The sequence below is a fragment of the Pseudomonas sp. IC_126 genome (genome assembly GCF_004331835.1).
Classification (GTDB): domain Bacteria; phylum Pseudomonadota; class Gammaproteobacteria; order Pseudomonadales; family Pseudomonadaceae; genus Stutzerimonas.
In genome coordinates this window covers 1022210-1035907 of sequence record NZ_SJSS01000001.1, presented here as the reverse complement: position 1 = coordinate 1035907, position 13698 = coordinate 1022210, and the positions used below count along the sequence as shown (strand labels likewise).

12 protein-coding genes are annotated in these 13698 nt (G+C 57.7%); 4 read left to right on the top strand and 8 right to left on the bottom strand.

Annotation, left to right across the window (positions count from 1 at the left end):
* The first annotated feature begins 55 nt into the window (after positions 1-55).
* Positions 56-1021 (top strand): endonuclease, encoded by a 966-nt coding sequence (locus E0D86_RS04690; RefSeq protein ID WP_131648796.1) that lies wholly within the window; start codon positions 56-58, stop codon positions 1019-1021.
* A 213-nt stretch (positions 1022-1234) separates the two neighbouring features.
* On the opposite strand, the gene E0D86_RS21845 is transcribed toward E0D86_RS04690, so the two are convergent.
* Complete coding sequence (locus E0D86_RS21845; protein WP_218568003.1) at positions 1235-1480, bottom strand: PaaI family thioesterase; 246 nt, start codon at positions 1478-1480, stop codon at positions 1235-1237.
* 47 nt (positions 1481-1527) lie between these two features.
* Between E0D86_RS21845 and E0D86_RS04680 the strand changes: the two genes are divergently transcribed.
* Both E0D86_RS04680 and E0D86_RS04675 read left to right on the top strand, forming a co-directional pair.
* Positions 1528-3258 carry an ATP-dependent endonuclease gene (locus E0D86_RS04680; RefSeq protein ID WP_131648981.1) on the top strand — a complete coding sequence of 577 codons (1731 nt, stop codon included), beginning with the start codon at positions 1528-1530 and terminating at the stop codon, positions 3256-3258.
* Positions 3242-4663, top strand: a complete 1422-nt coding sequence (locus tag E0D86_RS04675) for a UvrD-helicase domain-containing protein (RefSeq protein WP_131648795.1) — start codon at positions 3242-3244, stop codon at positions 4661-4663. Before E0D86_RS04680 ends, E0D86_RS04675 begins: the two co-directional genes overlap by 17 nt.
* A 182-nt stretch (positions 4664-4845) precedes the next feature.
* Here E0D86_RS04675 and E0D86_RS04670 read toward each other — a convergent pair whose 3' ends face one another.
* Complete coding sequence (locus tag E0D86_RS04670; RefSeq protein ID WP_131648794.1) at positions 4846-8724, bottom strand: hypothetical protein; 3879 nt, start codon at positions 8722-8724, stop codon at positions 4846-4848.
* Positions 8725-9263: 539 nt separating this feature from the next.
* On the opposite strand from E0D86_RS04670, the gene E0D86_RS04665 reads away from it, so the two are divergent.
* On the top strand, positions 9264-10070 hold the full coding sequence (locus E0D86_RS04665; protein WP_131648793.1) for a hypothetical protein: 807 nt from the start codon (positions 9264-9266) through the stop codon (positions 10068-10070).
* Positions 10071-10120: 50 nt separating this feature from the next.
* On the opposite strand, the gene E0D86_RS04660 is transcribed toward E0D86_RS04665, so the two are convergent.
* The 6 genes from E0D86_RS04660 to E0D86_RS04645 all read right to left on the bottom strand — a co-directional run bounded on the left by E0D86_RS04660 (position 10121) and on the right by E0D86_RS04645 (position 13687).
* Complete coding sequence (locus E0D86_RS04660) at positions 10121-11080, bottom strand: hypothetical protein (protein ID WP_131648792.1); 960 nt, start codon at positions 11078-11080, stop codon at positions 10121-10123.
* Between the two features lies 1 nt (position 11081).
* Positions 11082-11249: a hypothetical protein gene (locus tag E0D86_RS21345; protein WP_165914200.1), complete on the bottom strand. Its 168-nt coding sequence runs from the start codon at positions 11247-11249 to the stop codon at positions 11082-11084.
* Between the two features lie 420 nt (positions 11250-11669).
* Entirely contained in the window at positions 11670-11798 is a 129-nt protein-coding gene (locus E0D86_RS21545) for a hypothetical protein (RefSeq protein ID WP_256681125.1), read from the bottom strand.
* 70 nt (positions 11799-11868) lie between these two features.
* A complete protein-coding gene (locus tag E0D86_RS04655; RefSeq protein WP_131648791.1) occupies positions 11869-12531 on the bottom strand; it encodes a transmembrane anchor protein in 663 nt (220 codons plus the stop codon).
* Between the two features lie 12 nt (positions 12532-12543).
* Positions 12544-13281: a HupE/UreJ family protein gene (locus E0D86_RS04650; RefSeq protein ID WP_131648790.1), complete on the bottom strand. Its 738-nt coding sequence runs from the start codon at positions 13279-13281 to the stop codon at positions 12544-12546.
* 46 nt (positions 13282-13327) lie between these two features.
* The gene (locus tag E0D86_RS04645; protein ID WP_131648789.1) at positions 13328-13687 is read right to left on the bottom strand and encodes a hypothetical protein; all 360 of its coding nucleotides are present in this window, start codon (positions 13685-13687) and stop codon (positions 13328-13330) included.
* Positions 13688-13698: the final 11 nt, after the last annotated feature.

Sequence of the window (13698 nt, the reverse complement as noted above, 5' to 3'; positions counted from 1 at the left end):
GGCGCGGCTGGCTTAATCCATACAATGCCGCTTCGTTTTGCCCTGAGTAGTTCGCATGAAGTACCTGACGGTGGCGAGCCTTGCCACCCTGTTCATCACCTCCCTCGCCCTCGCCGATCCACCTTCGACCTTTACCGCTGCTAAGGCCGTCGCCAGAAACAAGGTGTTCTTTGACCAGGCATTTACCGGGCTCGGCGACCTCTATTGCGGCTGCGAATGGAAGTGGGTGGGCAAGTCGGGTGGCCGGATCGATGCCGCCTCATGCGGCTACGAGACGCGCGCTCAGCAGACGCGCGCGGAGCGGATCGAATGGGAGCACATCGTGCCGGCCTGGATCTTCGGCCACCAGCGGCAGTGCTGGCAGGACGGCGGGCGTAAGCACTGCGTGGCGGACGACCCGGTGTTCCGGGCGATGGAGGCCGACCTCTTTAACGTCTACCCATCCGTCGGCGAGGTCAACGGCGACCGCAGCAACTACCAGTACGGAATGGTGGCCGGCGGCGCTCCCCAGTATGGGGCATGCACCACTAAAGTAGACTTCAAGGAACGCGCCGCCGAGCCGCGCGACGAGGTGAAAGGCCTTGTCGCCAGGTCGACCTTCTACATGTATGACCGTTACGGCCTGTCCATGTCGCGCCAGCAACAGCAGTTGCTGATGGCCTGGGATCGTCAGTACCCGGTTTCAGCCTGGGAGCGGGAGTGGGACAGCCGTACGGCAAAGGTCATGGGGCACCACAACCCCTTCATTACCGGCGAGCGCACGTGGACGCTGGGACACAAACCATCGCGTGAGGGGCTGGCGAGCCAAATTCCTACCCGCGTCGCTGCCGTCCCTTCCGCTAAAACCGTGGCCGGCGATGTGATCATCGGCAACCGGAACAGCAAGGTTTACCACCTGCAGGGCTGCCCGAGCTACGCCAGCGTGGCGCCGAAGAACCGGGTGGCCTTCTCTAGTGAGGCTGCTGCCATAGGCGCTGGCTACCGAATAGCAGCGAACTGTCGCCAGCCGGGCCAGGACTGATTCCAGGAAGGCAGAAAGTGTAGGCGGTCGCCTGTGGGCAGAGGTCACGCGAGTTTGGGATGGTTGCTTCTTACGGGCAGCTGTCTGCTTCCGGCGCAATTGCGGTCAATGATCTTCGTATCAGACGGGCTGTACGGCTGCCTGGACTCTCCCAGCGGGACGAGAATCGCATCGCCGCTTGCGCATAGCGTAGGCTCCGAGGATTCCGGACTCTCATAATGAAGCTCCGCTGTTGGCTAAAACCTGCCGCCTCCCTGACTTCACAATTCGCCCTCGGACAATAAAGGACTGCCCCTCGGCAGGTGCGATACACCTGGCCGAGAACTGGGATGTCAATATTGACCCAGATACCGTACTTGCAGCAAAACGACAGGCGGTGTCGACCAGAGCGCCAATCAGCCCAGCGTGAAGATAGCCGTGGTACTGAACCGTCTGCCGTAGTGACTGGATGTTTTGCACAACGCGTTGGATACTCAAGCCAAACAGGGATGATGAAGGCGGCCTTCATGGTTCGAGTCAGGCACTTGAGTATTCGAAACTTCCGAGCTATCAGGGCCATGGATTGGGCTCCCTCCGCTGGCATCAACTGCCTGATAGGTCCAGGCGACAGCGGTAAATCCAGCGTTCTTGAGGCCATTGATCTCTGCCTGGGCGCTCGACGCAGCGCCCGCTTCAGCGATACCGACTTTCATTTGCTGAACGTCGCTCACCCCATCCAAATCACGGTCACCGTCGGGGCCTTGCCCGATGAGCTGTTGAATCTCGACACCTACGGCGAGTTTCTACGCGGATTCGATACGAACACCAAGCTTGTGGAAGATGAGCCGCATGCTGACATCGAAACAGTCCTGAGCGTGCAGTTACAGGTGGGGGCTGACCTGGAGCCTGTCTGGTCACTCTTCTCCAATAGGGCCGTTGCTCAGGGGATAGAGCGTGGGCTGGCCTGGAAGCATCGTGCACTGTTGGCTCCGGCTCGTATCGGCCAATACGCCAGCACACACTTGAGCTGGAACCGCAGCTCGGTGCTCAACCGCTTAACTGAGGAACGTCCGGACTTGGGTGCAGAGCTCGCTCGCGCTGCCCGAGATGCCCGTGCAGGGTTTGGCAATCAGGCGAGCGCCCAGCTCGCGCAGACCCTCCAAACGGTGGCACTGACCGCGGCTAATTTGGGGGTGCACGTCGGACAGCCCCAGGCGCTACTTGATGCACATGCGGTCTCCATCGGCGATGGTGCGATCGCGCTACATGACCAGGCAGGCGTGCCACTGCATGCATTGGGGACAGGTTCAGCACGGCTGCTCACCGCCGGCCTGCAAAGAGCTGCGGCGCAAGCGTCGACAATCGCGCTCGTAGACGAGGTCGAATACGGTCTGGAACCGCACCGCCTCAAACGCTTGCTGGACTCGCTGGGAGCCAAAGAGGCCAATGCACCTCTGCAGGTATTCCTGACGACGCACTCACCGGTTGCGCTACGAGAGCTCAGCAGCAGCCAGCTGTTCATCGTCCGCAAACAAACAGACTTCCACGAGGTGCGCGCTCCTGGGCTGTCGGATCACGTGCAGAGCACCTTACGTACGGATCCAGAGGCGTTTCTAGCCAGGTCACTGCTGGTATGTGAGGGAGCGAGCGAAATTGGATTAGCCAGGGGCTTGGACCAATATTGGACGGAGCACAATCACCCTTCCTTCTTTGCACTAGGGGGCTCCTACGTCAACGCTGGTGGCAGTACGCCAGACCTGTGCTTGCAGCGCAGCCTTGCCCTTCGACGGCTTGGCTACCGGGTTATGGTATTCATCGATGCCGACAAGCCACACACTCAGACATTGCTGGATGAAGTAGTCCGAGAAGGGATCGACGTACTCACATGGCAACAAGGCCAGGCATTGGAGGACGCGATTTTCTTCGGCCTTCCAGATCAAGCGATCGATGCACTGTTGGCCTTCGCGGAGGAAGAGAAAGGAACCGAGACTGTGGCGGAACATATCCGCTCCAGGTCAAGCGGAACGCTTACGCTAGACCAAATTAAAGCCTCACGCGCTCAGGGTGTGCCATACGCTCCACCGACCCGCCAGATGCTTGGCCAAGCGGCTCGCACTAGAAATGGATGGTTCAAGAACGTAACCGCCTTCCAGCACGTTGGGCGCCGGATCGTGGGCCCGTACGCCCTGCAGAGTGCTCATGAATTCCTGAATCTGGTAAATCAGCTGAGGGGGTGGACTCGTGCCGCCGGAGATTGACCTGCTGGCGGTGGGTCGCGGCTCGGTCACCGCGCCGGCGGGATGCGGCAAAACTCAGCAGATAGCGGAAGCCTTGTGTGCTCACACAGGGAGGAAGCCCATTCTCGTGCTCACCCACACCAATGCCGGCGTGGCCGCTCTACGGGCCCGCCTGACCCAAGCCTCGGTACCCAGCTCGGCATACAGGGTTGCGACGATCGATGGATTCGCGATGCGCCTGGTGGCCAGGTTCCCGCAGCGCAGCGGATTGCCGCCGGCAGTACTCGAGCTGGCCAACCCTGGGCAGGATTATCCCGCTATCCGCGCTGCGGCCGGCCGCTTGCTGCAGGCAGGCCACATCACACAATCCCTCCGAGCTACCTACGCTCGATTGCTGGTAGACGAGTACCAGGACTGCAACATCCCGCAGCACACCATTATCACGTGGGCAGCTCAGGTGCTTCCCACCTGCGTGCTGGGTGATCCAATGCAGGCAATTTTTGGCTTCGGGGGTAATGCCTTAGTGAATTGGCAGGCCGATGTGGAGACACACTTCCCCTCGGTCGGCACTCTCCAAACGCCTTGGCGCTGGCAGCGAGCCGGAACACCCGCATTGGGGCAGTGGCTATTGCGCGTCCGTGCACAGCTCCAAGCCGGGCACTCAGTTGACCTGCTAACAGCACCACCCCAAGTGCAGTGGGTTCAGTTGCAAGCCGGCTCAGCCGACGCCCAGCGACGGCAGGCCGCAATGGCCCGCGGCAGTGGCGACCAAGAAAGCGTGCTTATCATCGGGGACTCCAGGCGACCCGCTAGCCGTAACGGCTTTGCCAGTCAGACACCCGGAGCCACCGTGGTGGAGCGCGTGGACCTTCCTGAGCTCATTCAATTTGCTCGGTCCTTTGATCCGATGGCCGCTGACGCGCTAACCCCTCTCGTAGGATTCGCCGCGAGCGTGATGACAGGCGTGGGTACCACTGCGCTGCTGGACCGCGTACGGATCCTACGGTCTGGCCGCGCACAAGTACCGGCGTCCCCTATTGAATCGGCTGCGATTGCATTCGCTGATAACCCTAGCTTTGTCGAGGCACAACGCTTTCTGGCAAACCTCAGCCGCTCGCCCCAAACACGCGTTTACCGACCGGAGCTTCTGCAAAGCTGCCAAACCGCACTACAAGCAGCCCAAGGCAGCACTGCTGGGCTTTATGCCGCCGCGCTTCAGGTCCGCGAGCGGCAGCGTCATAACGTAAGGCCTCAATTGCGCCGACGTGTAGGCAGCACACTTCTGCTCAAAGGGCTTGAGGCCGACATAGCGGTGATCCTGGAACCCCAGGAGATGACGGCCCAGCATTTGTACGTGGCTATGACCCGCGGAGCCCGGCAGCTGATCGTATGCTCCCCCACTAACGTGCTGACACCGCCCCCCTGACTTGAACCTGTTGGTCTAAATAAGGGGTAGAGCAGCTATCTGTCACGCTGACTCATAGAAGGCTGCCAGCGCCGATGTTCAACGTCCGCATTTGGCCGGAAGCTATCACTGGGAGCGAGGTTCATCTGGACAAGATGGATGTAGGTACCAGGCTGCTTTCGGCCAAGGGGCGTCGGGCTAGCCTATTCGAAGCTCCCAGTACGCTCGCGCTCCTCTTCGTCCTCTCGAAGCTCTTCCGCTGCGATTCTTCGTTCGAGGCTCGCTCTAGCTGTTGCCAATATTGGCATCAGCTGTTCCTCGTTACCGAGACTCAGAGCATCGAGCAGCGGAATCCGTTTCTTCAGGATTTCGGCCAAGGACCCGGACCAGCCTGAAGGCGTAAATCGCTTTAAATAGACTTCGATTACAGCCTTCTTATCAGGAGCATTAGCGAGCACAGCGAGCGCGGCATCCGAAATAACCAACTCAGAATCGTCCACAGAGTGGATATTAGTATGCTCTTCATTCGCTCGACTTCGGATGTCGAATAGCTTGCAGCTCCGTGCCGCAAACACATAACGATCAGGCGGCGAGGCATTACACCAATCGACTAATACGTCCACCGGGACTACGTTTAGTGTTGCCTCCTTTCGATCACTGTAAGGGCGCCCGATCACCGGCGACATTTGACGGTAGTAGGCTTCTTCGCCGGGAACATAGATCGCGTCGAGCGCTTGTTGTGGCATGTGCCTAAGGAACGGCGAGATGGCGTTTTTGATGACGTCCCTGTCGGAGTAACTACGTTCCTTCGTGCGCGCAAAGGCAACTAGACCGTTCAATACCTCCAGCGCTGCTTCGGAAGAAGCTAATCGCGTCAGTGAAAACTCCAATATGCTCTCAATGCGGTAACCGCTATTGGCGCGATCCCCAAGAACCTGTCCCCAGTCGGCTGAGCGCAAAAGATTTAGGCAGGTTTTCGCCAGAGACGCCTTGTACGCATCATCGTGATCTGACGCACAGTGGACGACCATAGAAAGGACGTCGAGAAACACTCCCCCACCACTAGGCAGCAGTGCTATCGCAGCAAGCAACTCACCAATCTCTGCAACAGAGAATGCGTCGGTTTGTCTCCCCATCCCGAGATAGGAGTATTGCCAGGCAGGAGTAGCCCCAGCCTTGATTGATTGGAGGATACGAGCGTAAGCCGCTTGGTTCAGCGGTATGCAATGAAGGTCCATGATCCACTTGCCCCAAATTGCATCAGTCACCGCGCTGTCGAGGAAATCCTCGGCAGAAGCGGGAGATGCTTGATACCAGCCGTTGATCAAGCCACGTAGGAACAAGACACCTACTGCTCCGGGAGTGGCAGTGGCGATGTGTTCCTTAGCTGCACCCAAAATCCATCTCGGGTCCGCAATCTGCTTTCCAACACCAACCCCCAAAGGAAATGCACTGGCTCCTGACTTGGTTGAGATCAATTGCGGAAGTAACTCCAAGATTAGGCCGTCAATGATGGCAGCGGCCTTCCCTAGCTCCTCCAAGGCCTGGTTTGATTTGCGGATTCGCTCACTAGTCGTTTCATCGAGCTGATCTGCATCATCGCCATCAAGATCCAAGTCGAAATTGTTCGAGTCTAGAAGTCGAGCTCGAATCATGTCTGGTATAGCCTTCGGTTTGAGAACCTCCTCCATCTCACGAAGCTCGCTCTGAATCGCCTCATCGCATTTGCCCGAGTCATAGCGAAGGATGCTTTTGACTCCAAACCAACCTTGAGGCCAGCTCACGACTGAAGCCAGTTCTTTTACGGCTGCACACACTTCTGGTCTCAAACTCGTGCCACGCCAAAGCCCTCTTAAGCGGCGACCAAAAATAGATCTGCAACTTTCAGCAAGGTCGGACTTCTGCTTACCTATGTCGATTGCAATGCGAAGGAATGGCATAAACCACACCTGAACGTCGGATTGGGATTCCGGAGCCCATCCCTCGCTCCGCTTACGAGCTCCGAAATCGAATTTGCTCACAGAGGTAAAGTGCACTGCCTCAAGCGCCGCATCAAGCAGCAACAGCCCCAACTGCTCTCGCTTGGGATCGCCGGATTCAAGTAATTTTCTGACGAACTCTGACCTGTGATTGGGAGGGGCATTCGTCCCGGATAGCACGCAGAAAAACAGAGACTTCAGGATTTCTACAGTAGATTCATGCCGCCCCTTTTCCTGGAGGTCTGCCAAGGCGAATCTGACAAGAATATCGGCGGCCATCTCAAAGTCTTCTTCTTCGAACGCGATGGCTTTCAACGTGTGCGCATACTGGGTACGTTGTCTGTTTTCGTCAGAAAGAAAGCTAGGGATATTGGCAGCCCGTCCAATTGCCGCTAGGGCGACCTTTGGAGATACAGGCGCAATGTTGTGAAAGATCTCATGGCCAATGTCATTGAGAGCCGTTAGATCGCCCAAGCGGCCGGATGGCGAGAGCCAGTCCCGTACAAGCTCGGCGGCTTTTTCGCTTTCATGTAGGTAACCAAGTCGCCGCGAGAACGACCGGGCAACACGGTCGGTCGCGGTATCGACAAAGATACTCACGATCTGCGATTTGGGTATCGCGTCCAGTGCCTGGGCTGCAAGTCGATTAGCAATCGCGTGTGGCAAAACAGCACGCCATTTACCACGCGCCTGTACGAGGCCTCTTCGCTGTAGATCAACCACTTTTCTCTGTAGGGTGATCAATGAAACGTCAGCAACAGCGGCAATTTTGTTGAGCTCTGAACCAGGGCCATCGTCCTCTCCGTCGAACGAGTACAAGATACTGGCCGCTTCCGCGCAGCTGAGAAGATCTTCATTCTCGGCGTTCTTCTGATGAAACAGGCGCTTGAACAAGTCAGAGTCGCGCAACCGCGCCAGCTCACCAGTCATCGTAACCGTCGCTGCCAACGCAAACGCGACGCGAGCATTACCGTCTGAGAATGCGGTGATCGTATCGACATCACTGAGCGATAGGACTGGATAACGCCGCTGAAGAAGCTGCTTGATTACGTCATCGGAGGAGCCTTCGAGACGGTAGCACTTCGTGGCGTCTGGTAAGTCGTCTCGAACGTCGTACTCGACAGTAACCAAGCCTATTTTGCTGCCAGACTTTTTCAGCAGCTCGGTGAGCCTCTGATGAGTGTCAGCTCCGCAGTTGTCCACGACGAGAACACACTGACTTCCGTCTTCAATCAGCGCTTCGAGCATCGCTGAAGGTTGAGGCGAAGGCCCATCTGATAGGTCCGTGTACAGCACGTCATCAGCACTCAGCGCAGCTTGGTTCGTCTGTACACGCGGATCGAAAAGTGCCTGTACCAATCTCGTTTTGCCGACACCAGATAAGCCGACAATGCGTACGCTTGCCCCCTTCGACAGGTCGAGACGCAGGAGATCAATGGTGGCCGAGACATCAATGCCCTTCTCCGCGTCAGGCGTGAACACTTTGACTCGATCATCAAGCAGATATTCTGAGTCCGCGGTCGTCTCCTGGTACGCCCAGCCCAAGTATGGGCGCCAACCCACAAGTGGCTTGCCTAGCTGGTGTTTCACCCAAGCTACGATCGCAGGGTGTTGCTCGACCCAGTCTGCGATCTTTCTTGCGTCATAGAAGGCAACATGCGGCGAAGAGCCGAGGCCGTTGGCCGACAAGCAAGCTCTCATTGCATTGAGTCGAAGATCGAGAGCGGATTCGGAGGTATCGTCTCGCGTCGCGGCGATGACGTAACTTCCTTTGGTCGTAGCGAGGTCGCGTATTGCTTGTCTTAGCCCCGTCTTGGGCGCCATTTCCCCAGAAATCTTGCTGGAGGGGAACACCTCGGCCTTTACCTGAAAGGCTGTGTTGTCATTGGGTAGATAGCCAGATATCCCCAGTGGCGGATTTATCTCTACCCTGACGTCCACCCCTCCATCTTTTGCTCTTTGATCGCCACCCCAGGTGACGGCCGACTCGGAGCCCCCGTGCTTGCGAATCTCAGCCCGACACAATCTTGCGATCAGTGCGCGCGCTTGCTCGTCGTTCAGGGCTTTTATGTCCGCTGTATTTACGTGAAATAGTGTGTGCATTTGAGGACCGACAGGCTGACTGAAGCCTTAGCTTATAGCCTGATGGCGCTTTTGATTCAGAAAGGACTGGCGAGACGAAATAGTCGAGGGTCGGGTTCCATCCGGGTAATATGACTGCAATCCAAACCGGGAAATCGAAAGTCCTCCGGGTACTCACTTCTTGCCGGCAGAACCCTCCTCGTAGTGAGACTTGGCGTCTTCGGTGCCACTGCTTGGCAGCATGGATGACTGCAATTGGCCGATAGCAGCTAGTTTAATCGGCAGCTACCGGCCAAACGAGCCAGTCAGATGCGTCCAGAAATCAGGGGGCGGATTTGAGTGCACTCAGCTGATCTTACCTACGACGGCGAAGGCGCTACGCTAAAGGCGCCTTACGCCGCTTCCTGGAATCCACTTTCGAGCACGGTGTTTTGGCTATTAGTCAGTCACAGCTCTACGTTGCTCTTCGCTGCATCAGAGCGCAATTGCCCTACCCTCGGCGCCCTGGATCGCCTGTAACGCGCTCCCCCAAAGCTCCGGCCTTACTCAAAGGAAAGCAGATGAAACAACGGACACTTGACTGGCGTAATCGCCGCAGTTGGCTCGGCTCGATTCGTTTCTACGCAGGTGAGCTGTTAGATCCAGCTATGCGCCGACACCTTGAGCGCAAACGACCGAAATGCTGGTCAGATGATCTGTCTTGGCTACCGAACCACGAAGAACTCGTACCCGCCTTCTGTGAGCTGCTGGCGAGCTATTACAGCTATGCGAAAGCGTTTCATGGCTGCCGCCCTGAGAACCTCCGCTCCTACTACGAGCATGGCCTTCAAGGACACCAGCCAGACCGAATCCAGGCTCGATTTCGAGAGCTGTTCCACGACGTCGATCCCAATCAACTCCAGAAAGCAATCGATGAGCTGGGCAGCCGGAGCATCAGTGAGAAAGGGAAAATCTGGCTGACCGGGGACGATCGCAAAATGCTTGATGACTTCGGACACTACTCCATCAATGGCAGCGAATACCTAATGTCGCTGGCTGCCAGGCTGACCCGCCTTGACGGATACGGAGAGGATTATCGCTGGAGGCTACGCGAGATTGGCGTGCCTACCGTTTTTGAAGTGGACATCCCCTTTGCCCTTATCCGCCCAAGGCAGAGAACTGAAGTCGCGAACATGATTTTGTCCGCGTGGGGGCAGAATGTGACAGGTAAGCACCTCGGCATGGACTCCCCGCCCTGCTATGTAATCCATGGGGATATTCCGGCTGGCTGCATCAAGGATCACTACCACCCTGAGCGCATCAGGGACGTCCACTGTGAACCAAGCATGTACGTAAGCAATATAACTCGGTGTGAAATGTGTGCGTAGCGTCCTCGCCCCCTGCTCTAGTCGAAATGCCCACAGTTCAAAGCTGGGGATCAAGGAATAGTGGGAGGCATTATTATTGTGAGGGCCATTCGTTTACCGAGGCGCCTTGCTCGCCTGATGCGATTCCACACCTTTGGGATGTCTTGAATTGGCGCCATGATCAGCCGCGCCATCCAGTACAGCGTCGAGCTTGTCCTGCTCAGTAACAGGCGCTCTCCTCGATCATCAAGCTCCAAGATTTCTGATATGAACCGATAGAAAGCCGTATCACTCAGGTACTGGTCGTTCAGCCCCTCAACCAGGGACTCGCCCAGGTTCTTGATTGCCGAGACAATAGCAGTCCCGGGCAACACGCAGAGCGCGATAGGCCAGGCGATGGATAGCCACAACAGCCAGATCAGTTTCCAAGCGTCCTTGACAAGCTGTTCGAGAGATCCGAATACCGTTTCCGCCGACATCGTCGCGATGACAATGCCCGCGAAGACGGCCAGCAGGCCGGTCAGGTAGGCGGCGAAATTGGCGGCCGATGGAAGGCCGAAGAAGCTGACCGCTCGCCTCCACAACGGCTCTTGAGTACGGTTGCGGATTTCACGCCGCCACTCCCACTCATCCACTAGCGCCCTGGCCAGTTCACGCAGATTGCCCTTATGGGAAAACGTCGCACTGAGATAGGCGCGCTTCTCGCCGACCAGATACACATAGGGGGTCCGCAAGGTCACTCGTCCCGCGCCAGGATGCAGCTGCCGGTATCGCCGCTCGGCCCCCATGAAGTACACCTGGAGCATCCCGAACAACATTGGAATCTCAAACAGCAGCAGGATGAGTTGGTCTCGCCCGTCTAACAGCTCCACAGCATGGAATAACCGAAGGTACAGGTCCGAGAGGATCAAACCCACGATCAACAAAGCCAATAGAACGGTCAGCCGGAACGCTAACGATCCGAGCGCATAGAAAACAGGGGGACGAAACGTCTTGCGATAATGACGGACCTTGTCGCTGATGGCTCGCATCTCAGGCCCTCCCCCGTGCCTGCGGGAAGGCGATTGCAATTTCGTCGAGCCGAAGCGCTACGCCGGGGCGAAGGGCGCCGACCATGGAGATGCGATTGAGTTGTTCGGCTTTGCCGGGGGCGACTTCCAGATCGAAGATCAGGCTTTTAGGTTGAGACGGTGGAGCCATCCGGACGGCGATCCTTGCGACAGACTACGGGGCTGCCTGCACTGTAGCGGCAAATGCCCGGTGTAGGTAGGTGCGTGAGGTCGCGGTGGGGTGTGGTTGCGGGGGGTTCCGACGAGTGTGAGGTAGAGCAACGTCCGGAGCAAAGGAGCAAAGGAGCAAAGGAGCAAAGGAGCAAAGGATTGGGCGTCACCCGGTTGGGCCGGGTCGCGCTGGCGTGCTGCGCATCGAGACGGCAGAGCCGTCTCGACCCAGGGACGCTCATCGCTGACGCGGGGGCGGTGGGGATGGCTGGTTTCGGCCAAAAGCAGCCATTTAACACTTCAGCTGCATGATGTAGCGGTAGCCGAGAAGAAAAGGGAACTTGCTGATTGTCACGCGCAAGTAGCTCTCCTCGCGCGTGACATCACAGCGTTTAAGTTCTTAGTCGTGAGCGTGACCATGGCTTTCGACTTCGGACTGGGTTTCCGGCTCGCCACTGCCACATGCCGACAGTAGGCCAAGCAGGCAAACCAGTAGCAGGGAGCGAGTCAGGGTAGTTGTGGTTTTCATCATGTAATCCTTTCAATTTCGATCAGGTGTGTAGAAGCCCCAGCGCCTGATGACGCTGGGGCGCTTTGCCTTAGATAACTCGTTTGACGCTCAGGTACTCGCCCTTGGTCTTCAGCGTGATGGTCACGTCTTTGTTGCTGCGGTTGCGCCAGAACCAGCCGTGTGTGCCGTCGAAGATGGCGGTGAATTCACCCTTGTCGCCCTTGATCTGCTTACCCTTGCTGTAGCTGTGGTAGTAGCCCTTGGGGCCGTTGTAGGGCTCGCCGTGGGTGTCGTGGTTGACCGGAATACCATTGGTCGTCCACTCGTAGCTGACCGTGGCCTTGTCCAGCATCTCCAGTTTGATTTCACTGGCCTCGCCCGGCTTCAGCGTGACGGTCACTTCATCCGACTTCAGGGCAGGCTGAGGCTCAACTACGGGTTCGGCCACAGGTGCTGCTGCAACAGGTTCTTGAACTACAGGCTGAACAGGCACGGGAGCTTGAGCGACTGGAGCCGCAGCTGGCTGAACCGCTGCATCCGCTACCGCTTCTTCGGCCAGGGTTATCTTCATTTCGCCCATCTGGGTCAGGCCGAGTACGCGACCAGCGCCCGTCGGGTCGATGGCGTACTCCGAAGGCATCACCACGGTGACCAGCAAGGCGGCGGCAACGCCCACGGCAATTAGGGTGGAGCGCAGCAGTTGGCGGCTGGTCGGCAATTCGCTTTGGGTCGGAAGCTGGGTATTGAACATGCTGAAAATTCCTTACTGAGAGACGATCAGGCCAGTGAGCTGGTAACCCATCAAGAGGAAACCGGCGCTCATCATGGCGACGTTGGCGGTGTAGGCATGGCGCCAGAAGCTGGCGGTGCGCCGCCAGTAGCCCATGACAATCAGGATGGCGCTCAAGGCCAGGAGCTGGCCGATTTCGACGCCGACGTTGAAGGCGATCAGGTTGGTGATCAGGCCGTCTGCCGAGATCTCGTACTCCTGGATCTTGGTCGCCAGACCAAAGCCATGCAGCAGGCCGAAAATCAGCGTGGCCGCTTTGGTGTTCGGCTGGTGGCCGAACCAGCGCTGGAATGCGCCCAGGTTATCCAGCGCCTTGTACACCACCGAGAAACCGATGATGGCGTCGATCACATAAGAGCTGATGTTGATTTCCGCCAGTACGCCCAACAACAGCGTCACGGTGTGACCCACGGCGAACAGCGTGACGTAGAGCCCCACGTCCTTCAGGCGGTAGAGAAAGAAGATCACCCCGAAGAGGAACAGCAGATGGTCGTAGCCGGTGATCATGTGCTTAGCGCCCATGTAGATAAACGGCAGCACCATCACCCCGGAGCTTTCCTGGATAAAGCCCTTGTCGCCCTCGGCGACAGCGTGGGCCAGAGCGTCAGGCATGCCGAGAAACAGCAATGCCGTGAACAGCAGCAACAGTAGTAACGAGCGATTCGGGCGCACGACAGATGCGTCCATTGCGCCCATAGGTAGCGAATGCATGGTTGAGTCCTAAATTAAGGGGGCTTGGGCCGCACAGCGGCCTGTGTCAGAGCACGAATGTGGCGCGCGGTGGCCGCTCGATTAGGAAGATCGGGCTTGGAGGAATGGAGTAGCGAGGGGCTTCAATCGGCTGCGCACGCTCTGGCAGCGTGCTGATGCTCAGTCGCGCGGTCAGATGCGGTGTTTCATGCAGATGGTCGGCGGTCAGCGGCGAGTGGCAGTGATCCCCGTACGCAGCACAGGCCAGCGTCTCGTCACCATGCGCATGCGAATGAGCACCGTCATTGCCACTCAAGGAAGGCTGGCTCGATCCCATAAACAGCGCAGAGGTATGCCCAGCCCAAGCCATCAATATGGCGAGAGCAAGGGCAAAAATCACCTTGGTGCTGATGGGATTGCTGAGCATGTTGTGGTTCT